Raw genomic sequence first — 17,165 nt, 5'->3', positions numbered from 1 at the left:
CCATCGCGCCCTGCTTATCCTCCTGCATGTCCTTCTGATAGGCGAGCGGCAGGCCCTTCATGACGATCAGGAGACCGTTCAGCGCGCCGATGACGCGGCCGGTCTTGGCGCGGACGAGCTCCGCGGCGTCCGGATTGCGCTTCTGCGGCATGATCGAGGAGCCGGTGGTGAACTTGTCCGACAGCTTGATCAGGCCGACCAGCGGCGAGGTCCAGATCACGATCTCCTCGGCGAAGCGCGACAGATGCACGGCGCAGATCGCGGCGGCCGACAAGGTCTCCAGCACGAAGTCGCGGTCCGACACCGCATCCAACGAGTTGGCCATCGGGCGCTCGAAGCCGAGCGCCTCCGCGGTGGCGTGGCGGTCGATCGGGAACGAGGTGCCGGCGAGCGCGGCGGCGCCGAGCGGCGACTCGTTGAGGCGCTTGCGGGCGTCGAGGAAGCGGCCGCGGTCGCGGCCGGCCATCTCGACATAGGCCAGCAGATGGTGGCCGAAGGTGACCGGCTGCGCCGTCTGCAGATGGGTGAAGCCGGGCATCACGGTGCCGGCGAATTCGAGCGCACGGGTCGCCAGCGCCTGCTGGTAGGCGGCCAGGGATGCGTCGATGTCGTCAATGGTGTCGCGGACGAACAGGCGGAAATCGGTCGCGACCTGGTCGTTGCGCGAGCGCGCGGTGTGCAGCCGGCCGGCGGCGGGGCCGATCAGCTCGGACAGCCGGCTCTCGACGTTCATATGGATGTCTTCGAGCGCGCGCTTGAACTCGAACGAGCCCTTGGTGATCTCTGACAGGATCGTGTCTAGACCCTTGCCGATATTTTTCGCATCACCAGCCGTGATGATGCCCTGGGCGGCGAGCATGGCGGCGTGCGCCTTGGACGCGGCGATGTCCTGCGCGTAGAGGTGGCGATCGACGTCGATCGAGACGTTGATGTCCTCCATGATCTCGTCGGGACGTTCCGTGAACCGGCCGCCCCACATCTTGTTGCTCATGCCTGCCGCTCTTAAGCCTTGCTGATCGCCAAAGGATGGGACACACGTCCGGTGCACCGAAATTCGCGCCTCTGATAGCCGCAACCGACCCGAGATGACAAACGATAAGCCAGAGACGTCCCCTGCCCGCCCCGCATCCCGGCGCCGGCCCCTGCTCGCCGCCGGCGCGGTGGCCGTCATCGCCGTCGCCGGCATCGCAGCGGTGGCGTTCGGTGGGCTGCTGAAGGGCAAGCCGCCCGGCGATCAGGCCTGCCAGGCGGCGGTCGACACCGCGGCGCGGCTGGCGCCGCTGATCAAGGGCGAGGTGGCGGCGCTGACCGCCGCCAAGGCGCCGCTGCGGCTGCCGGACCTCGCCTTCGAGGATGCGAGCGGCGCGCCGAAGAAGCTGTCGGATTTCCGCGGCAAGACGGTGCTATTAAACCTCTGGGCGACCTGGTGCGTGCCCTGCCGCAAGGAGATGCCGGCGCTGGACGGGCTGCAGGCCAAGCTCGGCGGCGACGCCTTCCAGGTCGTCGCCGTCAACATCGACACCCGCGATCCGGAGAAGCCGAAGACCTTCCTGAGCGACGCCAAGCTGACGAAGCTCGCCTATTTCAGCGACGCCAAGGCCAAGGTGTTCCAGGATCTGAAGGCGGTCGGCCGCGCGCTGGGCATGCCGACCTCGGTGCTGGTCGACGGCAATGGCTGCGAGATCGCGACCATCGCGGGCCCGGCCGAATGGGACAGTGCGGACGCGGTCAAGCTGATCGAGGCGGCAACGTCGAAGGCCGCCGCGGGGCTGTAGTCCCGGCGGCCACGGCGCTAGGCTGCCTCGTGGCGGCGGCGTTCGATCGCGCCCCAGCGGGTGAGCGCAGCCTGGAGCGCGTCCGGATCGATCGGCTTGGTCAGGAAATCGTTCATCCCGGCGCCGATGCAGATCTCGCGCTGGCCCGCCAGAGCATTGGCCGTCAGCGCAATGATCGGCACGTCGCGGATCGGGCCGTCGAGAGCGCGGATTGCAGCGGTCGCCGATAGGCCGTCCATCTCCGGCATCTGCATGTCCATCAGAACGATGTCGTAGGACTTGTCCTGCACCGCGGTGAGCGCCTCCACGCCGTCGCAAGCGACGTCGAACTGGCATCCGAACCGCGCCAATAGCTTGGTGATCAGCGTGCGGATGATCGGCGTGTCGTCCACCACGAGAATGTTCAGCCGATCGGCCTGCGCCGGGATCGCCGGCTGCAGCGGCGGCGAGGCGACCTGCGGCCGTTCGCCGACGCCGCATTGAACGGTGAACCAGAAGCGGCTGCCGCGCCCCGGCTCGCTGTCGACCCCGATCTCGCCGCCCATCGCGCGGCACAGTTGCCGGCAGATCGCAAGCCCGAGACCGGTGCCGCCGAATTTGCGGGACACCGAGGTGTCGGCCTGGGTGAACGGATCGAACAGCTTCGCCTGGATCTCGGCCGGGATGCCGACGCCGGTGTCGATCACCTCGATGCGAAGCTCGACGCGCTCGTCGGCGATCGGGCGATGCGACGCAACGATGCGGACGGAGCCCTGCCTGGTGAACTTGATCGCATTGCCGACCAGGTTGAACAGCACCTGGCCGATCCGGACGGGATCGCCGACCAGCCAGGATGGAACGTCGTCACCGAGCGAGATCTCAAGGGCGATCCCCTGGTTACGGGCCTGCTGACCGAGCAGGGCGGTCACGCTCTTCAATGTATGGCCGAGGCTGAAGCCGATCGATTCCGGCGTCAGACGCCCCGCCTCCAGCTTGGAGAAATCGAGAATGTTGTTGACGACCGTGAGCAGGTTCCGGCTCGATTCCTTGGCCACCTCGGCCAGGCCGCGCTGCTCCTCGTCGAGATTGGTGCGGGCCAGGAGGTCGATCATGCCCATCATTCCCGCCATCGGCGTGCGGATCTCGTGGCTCATCATGGCGAGGAAGTCCGACTTGGCGCGGCTCGCCTCCTCGGCGGCCAGCTTCGCCGCATTGAGCGCCTCGGTCGCGGTGACGCTCTCGGTGATATCTTGATGCGTCGTGACCCAGCCGCCATTGGGCATCGGCCGGTAGTTCAGCCTGACCACGCGGCCGTCAACGAGCTTGTCGATCCGGCTCTGCGGCACGCCTGCCTTGTGGCCGGCCCGGACCCCGGCCAGATGTTGGTCAATGTGCGCGACCCCGGTGCCGGCAGCATTGCGCGCTGCGAGCAGTTGCTCGACCACCATCCCGGGACGCACCTGCTCAGGCGACAGCCGAAACATTCGCAGATAGCTCTCGTTGCACAATTGCAGGCGGCCGTCGGGCCCGAACATGCAAAGCCCGTGATCCATGTTGTTGAGCGCCACATCGAGCTGCATGTTGCGAATGCTCATGCGGTGTCCTGAGCGGCGGTCGAACATCGCCACGATCAGACCGCCGATCACCAGCACGGCTGTCATCGCCGAAATCGACACGGCCAGGGTCACCGTCGACAACAACAGGCCGGTCGGCGCCGGATCCGGTCTCTCGAGCAGATCGATCGCACCCATCGCGATGAAATGATGCGAAACAATCGCCAGCGTCAGCAGGCCAGCGGCGCCGGCGGATGACAGCAAGCTTTCACTGCGCATTGCGACAAGCAAGGACGATGCGCCGAACACCACACCGAACAGCACGGACGCTGCCACGAGGTCCGGCATCCAGACGATCACGGCCGGGACCCGCAGCGAAGCCATGCCCATGTAGTGCATGACCGCAATCCCGAGACCGACCATCGCGCCCCCGATCACGGCGCGCAGGCGATGACGACCGAGAATGGCGACAGCGAAGCCGGCGGTCGTCGTGGCGGCGGCTGCGACCAGCGACATGATCGTCATCGGCAGATCGTAGCGGATCGGGAAACCCGGCGTGTAGGCCAGCATGGCGATGAAATGGGTCGACCATACCCCGCCGCCCGTCACGATCCCGGCGGTGGCAAGCCAGGCCCGACGAATATCACCGTCGGTAACCCGCGCGCGCTGAAGCAGGTTGACCGCCGCAAGACTCGTCAGCAGACACACGCAAGCGGCCAGAAACACCAGCCATTTATCGTGCTCCATTTCGAGGCAGCTCAGTACCCGCAGCATCCACGTCCTCCGCCAGCGCATGCAACGCTAGCGGTTGCGGGATTTCCCGACCGTAAAGAACAGCTGCCACCGGAGTTTTCCGGGGGCGTCCCATGGTACCGTTCAGATGGGCAGAGCCCGACGCATCTCGGGCCGTTAGGCCGGAACGGACGCCAGGCTGCCGGACGGCTGTCAGGCCGTCGCGCTCACGCGGCGATGTTGAGGTTGCCCCCAACACCGGGGCCGACATTGGCGAGCGACAGCGTCTGCTGGGCGCCGCCGAGCAGAGTCAGGACGGCGTCCTTCTGCGCATTCAGGTTCTGCTTCATGACCGACGTGGCGACCTGCTGCTGGGTCGCACTCGCCTGCTGCGCCAGAACCGCAGCCACCAAGCTCATATCCATACGCCTATACCTCGTTGCAGCACCGTACCCCGGCAGGCTTAACGAAGCGTATCGATCCAGCGTCTGGATGAGCGGTTGAACTACCGGGTCGGCACCGGCTTGGGACCGCGATAGTCGTAGAAGCCGCGCTGCGACTTGCGACCGAGCCAGCCGGCCTCGACGTACTTCACCAGCAGCGGACAAGGCCGGTATTTGGAGTCAGCCAGACCCTCGTGCAGCACCTGCATGATGGAGAGGCAGGTGTCGAGGCCGATGAAGTCGGCGAGCTCGAGCGGACCCATCGGGTGATGCGCGCCGAGCTTCATCGCCGCATCGATCGCCTCGACGTTTCCGACACCTTCATAGAGCGTGTAGATCGCCTCGTTGATCATCGGCAGCAGAATGCGGTTGACGATGAAGGCCGGGAAATCTTCGGAGACGGCGACCTGCTTGCCGAGCCGGCCGACGAACTCCTTGGCCGCCTCGAATGTCGAGTCGTCGGTAGCGATGCCGCGGATCAGCTCCACCAGCTCCATCAGCGGAACCGGATTCATGAAGTGGATGCCGATGAAGCGTTCGGGGCGGTCGGTGCAGGCAGCGAGCCGCGTGATCGAGATCGACGAGGTGTTGGAGGCGATGATCGCCTCGGGCTTCAGCACGGCGCAGAGATCGTGGAAGATCTTGCGCTTGACGTCCTCCTTCTCGATCGCGGTCTCGATCACGAGATCGCAATCGGCCAGGCCGTCGAGGCTGTCGGTCAGCGAGATCCGCTTCAGCGCCTCGGTGCGGGCATCCTCAGGGATCATCTTCTTGGCGACCTGACGGGTCAGGTTGCCATTGATGGTGGCCATGCCCGATTTCAACCGGTCGGAGGTGACGTCGTTGAGCACCACGTCGAGCCCGGCCAGCGCGGCAACGTGCGCGATGCCGTTACCCATCTGTCCCGCGCCGATCACACCGAGCTTGTTGATCTGAGCCATGTCGTCATCCACCGGAATGGCGCTCCAACGCGCCCATCCATGCCCTTAACAGATAAGACACCGGCCGCAGCAGTCCCATGCGGCCGGTGTTAGCAGCTTTACTTTCCGAGCGCTTCCGTCAGCTCGGGAACCGCCTGGTAGAGGTCCGCCACGAGGCCATAATCCGCAACCTGGAAGATCGGCGCGTCCTCGTCCTTGTTGATCGCGACGATCACCTTGGAGTCTTTCATACCAGCGAGATGCTGAATGGCGCCTGAAATGCCGACCGCGACGTACAGTTCCGGCGCAACGACCTTGCCGGTCTGACCGACCTGCCAGTCGTTCGGCGCGTAGCCCGCATCGACCGCGGCACGCGAGGCGCCGACGCCCGCGCCGAGCTTGTCGGCCAGCGGCTCGATGTACTTGGCGAAGTTCTCGCGGCTCTGCATCGCGCGGCCGCCGGAGACGATGATCTTGGCCGAGGTCAGTTCCGGACGATCACTCTTGGCGACCTCCTCGCCCACGAAGGTCGACAGCGCCGGATCGCCAGCGGCGGCGACGGTCTCGACCGCCCCGCTGCCGCCCTCGCCCGCCGCGGCCGCGAAGGTGGAGGTGCGCACGGTGATGACCTTCTTGGCGTCCTTCGACTTCACGGTCTGGATCGCGTTGCCGGCATAGATCGGCCGCTCGAACGTGTCGGGCGCGACGACCTTGATGATCTCCGACACCTGCATCACGTCGAGCAGCGCGGCGATGCGCGGCATCACGTTCTTGAAGCGCGACGTCGCGGGCGCAACGACCGCGTCGTAGTTCGCGGCGAGCTTGACGACGAGATCGGCGAGCGGCTCGGCGAGATCATGCGCGTAGGCCGCATCGTCCGCGAGCAGCACCTTCTTCACGCCGGCGAGCTTGGCGGCGGCCTCGGCCGCGCCCTTGGCGCCCTGGCCCGCGACCAGCACGTCGACATCGGCGCCGAGCGCGGCAGCCGCCGTCAGCGCCTTGTTGGTCGCGTCCTTGATTCCGGCATTGTCGTGTTCGGCAATCAGCAGCGTGGCCATCAGAGCACCCCCGCCTCGGTCTTGAGTTTGGAAACGAGCTCGGCGACGTCCTTCACCTTGACGCCAGCCTTGCGACCCGCAGGCTCCGCGGTCTTGATCACCTCGAGCCGCGGCGTGAGATCGACGCCGGTGTCGGCAGCGGTCTTCTCGGCGATCGGCTTCTTCTTCGCTTTCATGATGTTCGGCAGCGACGCGTAGCGCGGCTCGTTCAAGCGCAGATCGGTGGTGACGATCGCCGGTCCCTTGACCTTCACGGTCTGCAGGCCGCCGTCGACCTCGCGAGTGACCTTGAAGTCGCTGCCTTCGACCTCGAGCTTGGAGGCGAAGGTCGCCTGCGCCCAGCCGAGCAGCGCCGCCAGCATCTGGCCGGTCTGGTTCGAATCGTCGTCGATGGCCTGTTTGCCGAGGATGATCAGGCCGGGCTGCTCTTCCTGAGCGACGGCCTTCAGGATCTTGGCGACCGCGAGCGGTTCCACGCTGCCTTCGGCCTTGACCAGGATGCCGCGATCCGCGCCCATCGCGAGCGCGGTGCGGATCGTCTCGGAGGCCTGCGCGGGCCCGATCGAGACCACCACGACCTCAGTCGCCTTGCCGGCTTCCTTCAGCCGCAGCGCTTCCTCGACGGCGATCTCGTCGAACGGATTCATCGACATCTTGACGTTGGCGAGCTCAACGCCCGATCCGTCGCTCTTGACGCGGACCTTGACGTTGTAATCGACCACCCGCTTGACCGGCACCAGAACCTTCATCGATCCTCTTTCGCTCTTAATTGTCCGGGGTTGACCTTTCGGGCGCGGAACCTAAAGCGCCCGTACCCCCCGGTCAACGCGCGAGGGGCGAAAAAACGCAAGCCCGCAAGTCCCCTGTTGCAAGTCCCCGGTTAACGGTTCTGCCCGGGCACCCACAACACGTCGCCGGCGCCATTCCGGTTCGCCGCCCGGCTGGCCACGAACAGGAAGTCCGACAGCCGATTCATATAGCTAATGGCGGCCTCGCTGACCGGCTCGTCCGGGCGGGCGGCGAGTTCCGCCATGATCCGTTCCGCCCGGCGGCAAATGGTGCGCGCGACATGCAGGTGCGCCGCAGCCGTCGTTCCGCCGGGAAGCACGAACGAGGTCAGCGGCGCAAGCTGCTCATTCAGCCTGTCGATGTCGCGTTCGAGACGATCGACCTGGCTGGTGACGACGCGCAGCCGCTCCGCCTTGCCCTCGCGCTGCGGCACCGCCAGATCTGCGCCGAGGTCGAACAGATCGTTCTGAATCAGGCCGAGCATGGCGTCGATCTCAGGCGCGTCGGCGAGGTGCAGCCGGACCACGCCAATCGCGGCGTTGGTCTCATCAACGGTTCCATAGGCGGAAACGCGCAGGTCGAATTTCGGCCGGCGCTCGCCATTGCCGAGCGCTGTCGTGCCGTCGTCACCGGTCCGCGTGTAGATGCGATTCAGGACCACCATGCTGCTGTCTCAAAGTCCCTTATTCGACGCCTCGGCGTCCCGGCTCAACGTCCCGCCTCAACGTCCCATGGCCCAGATGGCCGCCATGGCAATGACGATCGCAACGAACTGCAGGATCACCCGCCAGCGCATCAGCTTCTGCGACAGATTCGGCGAGCCGCCGCGCGTCATGTTGACGAGGCCGAGAAACAGCACCAGGGCGACCGCGCCGACGGCGATCGGAAGGATGAATTTACCGAGAAGTGAAGCCATTGGCGCTAGATAACACCGTGGACGCAGGAGCGCCATGCCGGATCGGGCAGCCGGGGCTGCAACTTCTGGCTTTTAGGTCCGTAATATCGGATTGTATCAGGGCAGTTCTTTCGCGGAGTGCAGAGACAGGTGAAGGCGCTTCGCTACATCGTCCACGTCGTCATGGATGCGTTCTACACCTTCCTCGCCGACGACGGCTGGGCGATCGCCAGCCATATCGCGCTGTCGACCCTGATGGCGCTGTTTCCGTTCCTGATCGTGCTGACCTCGCTCGCGGGCTTCCTCGGCTCCAAGGACCTCGCCGACCAGGCCGCCACCCTGATGCTCGAGACCTGGCCGGCCCAGGTCGCGGATGCCCTGACCGGCGAGATCCACGACGTGCTGACGACGACCCGGACGGACGCGCTGACGATCGGCGCCGTGCTCGCGGTCTACTTCGCCTCCAATGGCGTCGAGGCGCTGCGGGTCGCGCTCAACCGCGCCTACGGCGTCATCGAACAGCGCCGCTGGTACTGGCTGCGGCTGGAATCGATCGGCTACACCCTGGTCGCCGCCGTCACCGCGCTGGCGATGTCGTTCCTGATCGTGCTCGGCCCGTTGATGCTGGCCACGGCACGGCGCTATCTGCCGCTGGCGGTGGAGGCCAATGAGCGCTTCGTCAACCTGTCGCGCTACGGCATCACCATCAGCGCGCTGGTCGTCGCGCTGTTCATCCTGCACGCCTGGCTGCCGTCGGGACGGCGCAGCTTCATGCAGATCCTGCCCGGCATCGTCTTCACCTTCGTCGCCTCGCTGGTCTCGGGCATCGTGTTCGGCCAGTATCTGGCGCGCTTCGCCAACAACTACGTGACGATGTATGCGGGCCTCGCCTCGGTGATCATCGCGCTCGTATTCCTGTATTTCATCGCGGCCATCTTCGTGTATGGCGGCGAGTTGAACGCATCGATCATCAAGTCGCGGCTGCCGCGCGGGATGTCGCTGCAAGAAGCGCAGTCGCTAGAGCCCGCGGCGAAACGGGCTTGAGCAGGAACGCGTCGGCGCCTGCGGCGCGCGACGCCGCCTCGTCCTCCCCTCGTCCGGAGACGCCGATGATCGGGATGTCGCCATGGGGGGCACCCAGGGCGCGAATCTGCGCGATCGCCTCGATCCCGTTGATGCCCGGCAACACCATGTCCATCAGCACGGCATCATAGCTGCCGGAGGCGATCCGTTCCGGCGCCGCCTCGCCGCGGCCAATGAACTCGGCCTGGTGGCCGAGCTCGTTGAGGATGGTGTTCAGCACCACGCGGCCGAACGGATTGTCCTCGACCCCGAGAATGCGCAGCGGCCGCGTCGGCGCCAGCGTCACACCGTCCTCGCCGCCTCCTGCCGTCGTGTGCGGCGCTGCCGCAACCATGAGCGTCACCGTCAGCGTGAAGGTCGTGCCGCCGCCCTCATGCGGCGCCACCGCGACGTCGCCGCCCATCGCCCGCGCCAGTTGCCGCACCGAGGACAGGCCGAGGCCCGCGCCGCCGAACCGCGAGGCGATCGAGACATTGGCCTGGCTGAACGGACGGAACAGCCGCTTGATCTCCTGCAGGCTCAGACCGATGCCTGAATCTGAGACGCGGAACGCGACCGCGACCTTGCCAGGCCCCTTGGAGGTCCTGCCACGACCCGCATGGCCGGCGACGGCGACCTCCAGCGCGACGCCACCCTGCTCGGTGAACTTCACCGCATTGTCGATCAGGTTTTCGAGCGCCGCGCGCAGCCGCACGGGATCGCCGATCACGAGCCCTGGCAAGGCGTCGGAGACCACGACCCGCGCCTCCAGTCCCTTGGCGGCGGCACGGCCGGACAGCGAGTCGCCGGCCGCGCGGGCCAGCACGCGCAGGTCGAACAGATCCTCGCGCAGCGTCGCGCCGGTGGTTTCGTCCTTGGCGGCGTCGACGAACAGCGTCGCCAGGCTCGACAGATGCTCCGCCCCGGCCTTGATCGTATCGACCCAGCGGCGCTCGCGCTCGCCGAGCTCGGAGGTGGCGAGCAGGTCGCTGATCGCGAGAATGCCTGTCAGGGGCGTGCGCACCTCGTGGGCGAACACCGCCAGCGCCGCCTCGACGACGCCGGGCCCTGGCCTCTTCGTGCCGCTGCTGGGCATCGGCTTTCCCGCAACGACATCCGTCGCTGTGGGTTTGGCGGCGCGCCGCCGCGCCCCCGCGGGAGCCGTGACCTGGGGCACGTGCTTCTGCAGCGGCCGCGCCTTCGCGCGCTGCCTGGCCGGAGCAGCCTTCGCTGCGCCAGCCTTCGACTTTCGTGCTTTGAGGGACGGCGTCCTCGAGGAGGTCGTCTTCGAGGTCGATTTGGACGAGGTCGTTTTGGAGGAGATCGCCCTGGAGGGCGTCTTCACACCGCGCGTCTTCGCGCTGGCAGGCCTGGACGCAGCCGGCTGATCCGGGCGGGCCCGGCGCCCCGTACTCATCTTCCGAACGCGCTTCATCATGGCCCCTGTGACATGAACTCCGACAAACGAAGGGGCACTTCCACTGTCATGTCTGATCGTGCCGCTTTCGATTGAAGCTCCCGAATAACCCGCGCTACCGAGCAGCATGGCACGGTCGTTTCCGGGTGTCACGATGCCCCGGAGGTTGTCCCCGCCGGAAACATTCGGAGACATCAGGACTTGCGACAGGACGCGGCTACACCAAGCCGATCCTGTGTCGGATTTCCGCCGGCGAGACGCCTTCCGCGCGCAATGTGCGCAATCCCGTCGCCCGGGTGGACTTGGACAGCTTGTGGCCGTGCTCGTCGCGAATCAGTCGGTGGTGCCGATAGGCCGGCGCGGGGAGGCCGAGCAGGGCCTGCAGCAGCCGGTGCACGCCGGTGGCGTGGAACAGGTCCTGGCCGCGCACCACCTCGGACACGCCCTGCAACGCATCGTCGACGACCACGGAGAGGTGATAGCTGGTCGGTGTCTCCTTGCGCGCCAGGATGACGTCGCCCCAGGCGGCCGGGCTTGCTTCGACCGCCCCGGTCTCGCCCTCGGGCCCGCTGCCCGCCTCGTCCCAGCTCAGCCGGCCGGCGCGCGCGACCGCGGCCGCCATGTCGAGCCGCAACGCATAGGGCACGCCGCTGCTCATCAGCTCTGCACGCCGCGTTGCAGACATCGCCTTCGCCGCGCCCGGATAGAGCGGCGCCCCGTCGGGATCCCGCGGCCAGCCGCCATCGGCCTCGCGCCGCGCCACCAGCCGCGCGATCTCGGCCCGGCTCTCGAAGCTCGGATAGACGAGGCCCATGCCCTGCAGCCGCTCCAGCGCGGCGCCATACTCGGCGATATGCTGCGACTGCCGCCGCACCGGCTGCTCCCAGACGATGCCGAGCCAGGCGAGGTCCTCATAGATCGCCTGCTCATAGTCGGGCCGGCAGCGGGTCGGATCGATATCCTCGATGCGCAGGAGGAAGCGGCCACCGGTCTCCTGCGCGCGCTGAAAGTTCAGCAGCGCCGAGTAGGCATGGCCGAGATGCAGATAGCCGTTGGGACTGGGGGCAAATCGGAAAACGGGTGGCATCATGGCGAGATCGAGGAAACAGATCGATCCGCCCCTCCTCCCTGCGCCTCGGCTTCCAGACGCTCGACTACGGTCCGGTAAAATTGCTCCGCCTGCTGCATCATATCTGTTGTCCGGCCGCGGACATCGCCCAAGACCGATCGAGCCAGCGCGAACTCGGCGTCGATGAATTCGCCAACCGCGGCGGGCAGCCGCGCTGCGCCGAGATCGCGGGTCAAAGCCTTGCGCCGCATCAGATCCGCCACATCAGCCTGCAACGCCGCCGGCGGATCGCACTGCGCTATCAAGGAAGGAAAATCCATCGGCGCCTCTGCTTCCTCCGGGTGCAACCGCAGCCAGCGCAGCATCGCGGCCGGCCAGAGTGCGTAGAAGATCCGCTTCTGCGGAACGTCCGCGCCGTCCGAAAAATACACGCGGCGCTGCCGCTCGCCGTGCAGGAGATGATGCCGCGCGATGGCATCGCGGCTCACGACGCTTCTGGCGAAGGCCAGGAAGTCGTCGCGAAACCAGGGCAGCCCACGATACACCACCGGCGAGCGCAGCCACTCGATGATGACCGCATTGCCCTTCAGCAGGAGGCGCAGAGCCTTGGCGAGATCCCAGCCATTGGCATCGAAATCGTCCTGCAAAGGAAACTCGATGACGTCGCGGACCGGCCACGGCTTGATATGATCGACCGCACGCCGCACATAGACGAACCTGCAATCATAGTCGCTGTCGGGCGAGGCAAAGCCCCAGGCGCGGCTTCCGCTCTCGACCGCGAGCGGCAGAAAAACGCCGTGCTCGCTAACGACACGATCCAGCAGGGCGTCGACGCCGGCCACCTTGTGCGGGTGCATGTCTGAGGGGATGTTACGCAGGCTCATGAGAGTTCCAACTTTGACTGAAGCTGCCTTAGACCCGGGTCTCCGTGCCGTCCACCCGGCGCGACACCGCACAGCCCTTTCAGCCGCCGCGCCATGACCCTCCACCTCGACAGCCAGGCCATTCTCGAGGATGCGATCCGTGACCTCGTCAAACAGGACGCGCGGCTCGCGCCGATCCTGGCCGCCACCGGCATGCCGGCGCTGCGGCGGCGGGAGCCGGGCTTTGCCGGAATCGCCCACATCGTCTGCGGCCAGCAGCTCTCCACCGCCAGCGCCGCGGCGATCTGGGGCCGGCTGCAGCAGGCATTCGATCCGTTCGAGGCCGACGCGGTCCGCCGCGCCCGCGCCGACCGGCTGGGCCGGCTCGGGCTCTCCGCCGCCAAGATCAAGACACTCAAGCACATCGCGCGCGAGCTCGGCGCCGGACGGCTGAACCTCGACGTGCTCGCCAATGAGGATGCCGACGCGGCGCATGCGACGCTCACGGCCCTGCCTGGAATCGGGCCATGGACGGCGGACGTCTATCTGCTGTTCTGTCTCGGCCATGGTGACGCCTGGCCGGCGGGCGATCTCGCCGTGCAGGAGGCGGTCAAGGTCGGGCTCGGCCTCAGCGCGCGCCCGACGGCCAAGCAGATGATGCCACTGGCGGAAAGCTGGCGGCCGTTGCGCGGCGCGGCGGCGCATCTGTGGTGGAGCTATTACCGCGTGCTCAAGAACCGCGAGGGCGTCGTCGGATAGACCCCTATCCGTCTGCGTCGGTCCCGGGTTACGTTCTGCGGCGAACGACGAGGCCGCACGAACATGACGGCCGGGAGGATACGCATGCTCGACCGGACGCACGACCTCACGGCTGCTGTCGAGGGCTGGCTCGCCGCGTTCGCACAGGCGCTCGCAGCGCCCGACGCCGGCGATCTCGCAAGCCTGTTTCATGCCGACAGCTATTGGCGCGACGTGCTGGCGCTGAGCTGGCGCATCAAGACGCTCAACGGGCGCGATGCGATCCTGCGCGAGCTGCCGGTCGATGCCCGCGCGGCCGCGCCGGGTGCCTTCGCCATCGCGCCGGGACGCGCCGCCCCGCGCCATGTGATGCGCGCCGGCACCGATAGCATCGAGGCGTTCTTTCAGTTCGAAACCATCCAGGGCCGCGGCTTCGGCATCGCCAGGCTGATCCCGGATGTCGCCGATGGCCAGCGGCTGAAAGCCTGGACATTGCTGACCGCGCTCGACGAACTCAAAGGTTTCGAGGAGCCGCTCGGTGCGCGCCGGCCGCGCGGGCAATCCTATTCGCGCGACTTCCGCGGGCCGAACTGGCTCGACCAGCGTGAGGCCTCGCGCGCCTACGCCGATCGGGATCCCACCGTGCTGGTGATCGGCGCGGGTCAGGCCGGGCTTGCGATTGCCGCGCGCCTCAAGATGATGCAGATCGATACGCTGGTGGTCGACCGCGAGATCCGGATCGGCGACAATTGGCGCAAGCGCTATCACGCGCTGACCCTGCACAACCAGGTCCAGGTCAATCACCTGCCCTACATGCCGTTCCCGCCGAGCTGGCCCGTCTACATCCCCAAGGACAAGCTCGCGAACTGGTTCGAGGCCTATGCCGAAGCGCTGGAGCTGAACGTCTGGACCGCCACGGAGTTCGAGGGCGGCACCTATGACGAGACCGCGGCGCGCTGGCGCGTGACGCTGCGCCGCGCCGACGGCAGCCGCCGCGCGATGCAGCCGCGCCATATCGTGATGGCCACCGGCGTCAGCGGCATTCCCAACCGGCCGGACTTGCCCGGCCTCGCCGACTACAAGGGAACGGTGCTGCATTCCAGCCAGTATGGCGATGGCGAGGGCTGGGCGGGCCAACGCGCGCTGGTGATCGGCACCGGCAATTCCGGCCACGACATCGCGCAGGATCTGCACGCCAGCGGCGCCGAGGTCACCATGGTGCAGCGCGCGCCGACGCTGGTCACCAACATCGAGCCCTCGGCGCAGCTCGCCTATGCCGCATATAATGACGGGACGCTGGAGGATAACGACCTGATCGCGGCGTCGATGCCGCTGGCGCTCGGCCGCCGCAGTCATCAGGTGCTGACCGCGCAGTCGAAGCAGCTCGATCGCGAGCTGCTCGAGGGTCTGGCGCGGATCGGCTTCAAGCTCGATTTCGGCGAGGACGGCACCGGCTGGCAGTTCAAATATCTCACCCGTGGCGGCGGCTATTACTTCAACGTCGGCTGCTCCGACCTGCTGGTCAGCGGCGCGGTCAAGCTGATCCAGTTCGATGCCATCGCGCGCTTCGGCGCTGACGGTGCCGAGCTGGAGGATGGCGGCAAGCTCGACGCCGACCTCATCGTGCTCGCCACCGGCTACAAGCCGCAGGAGGTGCTGGTGCGCCGGCTGTTCGGCGAGGCCACAGCCGACCGCGTCGGCCCGATCTGGGGCTTTGGCGACGGCCAGGAGCTGCGCAACATGTACACGCGCACGCCGCAGCCGGGCCTGTACTTCATCGCCGGCAGCCTCGCGCAGTGCCGTATCAACTCCAAATACCTGGCGCTGCAGATCAAGGCGATCGAGGAGGGCTTGCTGCCGGCCGGCGGATCGGGCTGAATGGCCGGATTGCATGACGGAGGCCATCCGATGTCCCCTACGCTCGGCACCGGCGAGTTCAGCTATCGCGTCGTCAAGGACTGGGCGAAGCTGCCCGAAGGTTTTGCGCTGACCGACGTCGCCTCGGTCGCGGTCGACAGCAAGGATCGCGTCTACGCCTTCAACCGCGGCGCCCATCCGATGATCGTGTTCGATCGCGACGGCAACTTCCTGCGCAGCTGGGGCGAAGGCCTGTTCAGCCGTGCCCATGGTCTGTCGATCGATGCCGACGACAATCTCTACTGCACCGATGATGGCGACCACACCGTGCGCAAGTGCACGCCCGACGGCAAGGTGCTGCTGACCATCGGCCTGCCGGAGCGGCCGACGCCGTTCATGAGCGGCGAGCCGTTCAACCGCTGCACCCACACCGCGCTGTCGCCGTCCGGCGAGATCTACGTCTCGGACGGCTACGGCAATGCGCGGGTCCACAAATACACCCCTGATGGCAGGCTGATCCGCAGCTGGGGCGAGCCGGGCTCCGACCCCGGCCAGTTCAACATCGTTCACAACATTGCGACCGATGCCGACGGCTACGTCTACGTTGCCGACCGCGAGAACCACCGCATTCAGATCTTCGATGGCGAGGGCCGCTACGAGACGCAGTGGAACAATCTGCACCGACCCTGCGCGCTGTGCGCCTGCGGCGCCAAGCGCAAGACCTTCATCATCGGCGAGCTCGGCCCGGGCATGCCGGTGAATCTTAACGTTCCCAATCTCGGACCGCGCCTGACGATCACGGATTCCAGCGGCAAGCGGCTGGCGCGACTCGGCGGCGAGCACGGTCCCGGGCTGGAAACCGGCCAATTCCTGGCCCCGCACGGGCTCGCGATCGACAGCCGCGGCGACATCTATGTCGGCGAGGTCGGCGTTACCAATTGGAGCACGAGCTTCCCGGGCCAGCCGATGCCGGCCGAGGTCAACATCCACCGCTGCCTGCAGAAGCTGGCACGGGTGCCGGCCTGAGGCCGTCCGCCGATCAGACAGGCACTCTTCTGCAACTGAGTTGCACTGCGGCGGAGCGTGGCATCGCCCCCCTTCTGACGTGCTTTGGACCGATGCCGGAAAGGCGGGAGAAGCCATGTCAAGGCATGTGTCAAGCCATTCTTGGGGCTTCACAATCCCGTCACGCTGCATGTAGTATGTGGGGGCATGCTGCTTCGCAGCCGTTATGGAGGCCAGGAGCGTTACTTGAACGCACATGTCTCGCAAGGCGGTTGGCCGGTGTTGGTGCTGAACGCGGACTTCCGGCCGCTGAGTTACTACCCGCTGTCTCTCTGGTCGTGGCAAGACGCGATCAAGGCGGTGTTCCTCGATCGCGTCAACATCGTCGAGTACTACGACAGGGCGATCCGAAGTCCATCGTTCGAGATCCAGCTGCCCAGTGTGGTGTCGCTGAAATCCTTCGTGAAGCCGACGACCCATCCGGCCTTCACCCGCTTCAACGTCTTCCTCCGCGATCGCTTCGCCTGCCAGTACTGCCACTCCGGCGACGACCTGACCTTCGACCACGTCATTCCCCGCAGCAAGGGTGGCCAGACCACCTGGGAAAACGTCGTCGCCGCCTGCTCGCCCTGCAATCTGAAGAAGGGCAATCTGACGCCGCAGCAGGCCAAGATGTTCCCCAAGCAGGCGCCCTACGCGCCGACCGTCCACCAGCTCCACCGCAACGGCCGGCTGTTCCCGCCGAACTACCTGCACGACAGCTGGCTCGACTATCTCTATTGGGACACCGAGCTGGATCCGTAGCCGCGCCGCCTGGCATCGTCGTTGCGGCCATCGCGGGATCCGCCCGGGCATGTGGCGGGGATGCTGGGCTGAACCTGTGCGCAACGTAGGCGTGCGTCCTCGCGGTATTTATTTGACGGATTAACCCGGCCTTAGGCCCCTGTTCAGCATGCTCACGCGCTGCCGCATGGGCCGCCGCAAGGGCTGCCCGCTTTCCGCCACCGCTC

General features: G+C 66.6%; 18 protein-coding genes. 7 read left to right on the top strand and 11 right to left on the bottom strand.

All coding sequences use genetic code 11. The annotated features are described in order from the left end of the window. Positions 1 to 991, bottom strand: a 991-nt coding sequence (gene argH / locus BRAO375_RS01075) for an argininosuccinate lyase (protein ID WP_035638272.1), incomplete at its 3' end; no start/stop codon positions are given. 94 nt (positions 992 to 1,085) lie between these two features. On the opposite strand from argH, the gene tlpA reads away from it, so the two are divergent. After that, entirely contained in the window at positions 1,086 to 1,775 is a 690-nt protein-coding gene (tlpA, locus tag BRAO375_RS01070; RefSeq protein WP_035638270.1) for a thiol:disulfide interchange protein TlpA, read from the top strand. 17 nt (positions 1,776 to 1,792) lie between these two features. On the opposite strand, the gene BRAO375_RS01065 is transcribed toward tlpA, so the two are convergent. From BRAO375_RS01065 to BRAO375_RS01035, 7 genes are all read right to left on the bottom strand, one after another. Then, a complete protein-coding gene (locus BRAO375_RS01065; protein WP_009025591.1) occupies positions 1,793 to 4,081 on the bottom strand; it encodes an ATP-binding protein in 2,289 nt (762 codons plus the stop codon). Positions 4,082 to 4,266: 185 nt separating this feature from the next. Then, the gene (locus BRAO375_RS01060) at positions 4,267 to 4,464 is read right to left on the bottom strand and encodes a putative motility protein (protein ID WP_009025590.1); all 198 of its coding nucleotides are present in this window, start codon (positions 4,462 to 4,464) and stop codon (positions 4,267 to 4,269) included. 80 nt (positions 4,465 to 4,544) lie between these two features. After that, entirely contained in the window at positions 4,545 to 5,423 is an 879-nt protein-coding gene (locus BRAO375_RS01055; protein ID WP_009025589.1) for a 3-hydroxybutyryl-CoA dehydrogenase, read from the bottom strand. A 98-nt stretch (positions 5,424 to 5,521) separates the two neighbouring features. Continuing rightward, positions 5,522 to 6,460, bottom strand: coding sequence for an electron transfer flavoprotein subunit alpha/FixB family protein (locus tag BRAO375_RS01050; protein ID WP_009025588.1), 939 nt, complete (start codon positions 6,458 to 6,460; stop codon positions 5,522 to 5,524). Continuing rightward, positions 6,460 to 7,209 (bottom strand): electron transfer flavoprotein subunit beta/FixA family protein, encoded by a 750-nt coding sequence (locus BRAO375_RS01045; protein WP_009025587.1) that lies wholly within the window; start codon positions 7,207 to 7,209, stop codon positions 6,460 to 6,462. Before BRAO375_RS01045 ends, BRAO375_RS01050 begins: the two co-directional genes overlap by 1 nt. Before the next feature lie 131 nt (positions 7,210 to 7,340). Next, complete coding sequence (locus BRAO375_RS01040; protein WP_009025586.1) at positions 7,341 to 7,913, bottom strand: cob(I)yrinic acid a,c-diamide adenosyltransferase; 573 nt, start codon at positions 7,911 to 7,913, stop codon at positions 7,341 to 7,343. Positions 7,914 to 7,970: 57 nt separating this feature from the next. Next, entirely contained in the window at positions 7,971 to 8,165 is a 195-nt protein-coding gene (locus BRAO375_RS01035) for a twin transmembrane helix small protein (protein ID WP_008964842.1), read from the bottom strand. Positions 8,166 to 8,294: 129 nt separating this feature from the next. On the opposite strand from BRAO375_RS01035, the gene BRAO375_RS01030 reads away from it, so the two are divergent. Continuing rightward, on the top strand, positions 8,295 to 9,188 hold the full coding sequence (locus BRAO375_RS01030) for a YihY/virulence factor BrkB family protein (protein WP_009025585.1): 894 nt from the start codon (positions 8,295 to 8,297) through the stop codon (positions 9,186 to 9,188). Here the strand turns inward: BRAO375_RS01030 and BRAO375_RS01025 are convergent. Beyond that, the gene (locus BRAO375_RS01025) at positions 9,115 to 10,383 is read right to left on the bottom strand and encodes an ATP-binding protein (protein ID WP_502688846.1); all 1,269 of its coding nucleotides are present in this window, start codon (positions 10,381 to 10,383) and stop codon (positions 9,115 to 9,117) included. The two genes, BRAO375_RS01030 and BRAO375_RS01025, sit on opposite strands and share 74 nt — an antisense overlap. Between BRAO375_RS01025 and BRAO375_RS01020 the strand changes: the two genes are divergently transcribed. Beyond that, positions 10,286 to 10,594 carry a hypothetical protein gene (locus BRAO375_RS01020; RefSeq protein WP_139031269.1) on the top strand — a complete coding sequence of 103 codons (309 nt, stop codon included), beginning with the start codon at positions 10,286 to 10,288 and terminating at the stop codon, positions 10,592 to 10,594. The two genes, BRAO375_RS01025 and BRAO375_RS01020, sit on opposite strands and share 98 nt — an antisense overlap. A 246-nt stretch (positions 10,595 to 10,840) precedes the next feature. Here BRAO375_RS01020 and gluQRS read toward each other — a convergent pair whose 3' ends face one another. After that, positions 10,841 to 11,710, bottom strand: coding sequence for a tRNA glutamyl-Q(34) synthetase GluQRS (gene gluQRS, locus BRAO375_RS01015; protein WP_009025583.1), 870 nt, complete (start codon positions 11,708 to 11,710; stop codon positions 10,841 to 10,843). Continuing rightward, positions 11,710 to 12,534 carry a nucleotidyltransferase domain-containing protein gene (locus tag BRAO375_RS01010; RefSeq protein WP_244423090.1) on the bottom strand — a complete coding sequence of 275 codons (825 nt, stop codon included), beginning with the start codon at positions 12,532 to 12,534 and terminating at the stop codon, positions 11,710 to 11,712. Before BRAO375_RS01010 ends, gluQRS begins: the two co-directional genes overlap by 1 nt. Positions 12,535 to 12,669: 135 nt before the next feature. On the opposite strand from BRAO375_RS01010, the gene BRAO375_RS01005 reads away from it, so the two are divergent. From BRAO375_RS01005 to BRAO375_RS00990, 4 genes are all read left to right on the top strand, one after another. Beyond that, positions 12,670 to 13,314, top strand: coding sequence for a DNA-3-methyladenine glycosylase family protein (locus BRAO375_RS01005; RefSeq protein ID WP_009025581.1), 645 nt, complete (start codon positions 12,670 to 12,672; stop codon positions 13,312 to 13,314). An 84-nt stretch (positions 13,315 to 13,398) separates the two neighbouring features. Continuing rightward, on the top strand, positions 13,399 to 15,171 hold the full coding sequence (locus tag BRAO375_RS01000) for a flavin-containing monooxygenase (protein WP_009025580.1): 1,773 nt from the start codon (positions 13,399 to 13,401) through the stop codon (positions 15,169 to 15,171). 30 nt (positions 15,172 to 15,201) lie between these two features. Beyond that, positions 15,202 to 16,176 carry a peptidyl-alpha-hydroxyglycine alpha-amidating lyase family protein gene (locus BRAO375_RS00995; RefSeq protein ID WP_009025579.1) on the top strand — a complete coding sequence of 325 codons (975 nt, stop codon included), beginning with the start codon at positions 15,202 to 15,204 and terminating at the stop codon, positions 16,174 to 16,176. A gap of 225 nt (positions 16,177 to 16,401) precedes the next feature. Then, the gene (locus tag BRAO375_RS00990; RefSeq protein ID WP_009025578.1) at positions 16,402 to 16,959 is read left to right on the top strand and encodes an HNH endonuclease; all 558 of its coding nucleotides are present in this window, start codon (positions 16,402 to 16,404) and stop codon (positions 16,957 to 16,959) included. The last annotated feature ends 206 nt before the right edge of the window (positions 16,960 to 17,165 follow it).

Origin of the sequence: Bradyrhizobium sp. ORS 375 (assembly GCF_000239775.1) — a bacterium.
Classification (GTDB): Bacteria; Pseudomonadota; Alphaproteobacteria; order Rhizobiales; family Xanthobacteraceae; genus Bradyrhizobium.
Note: the sequence above shows the minus strand (reverse complement) of the source record. Positions and strands in the feature narration are given on the sequence as shown.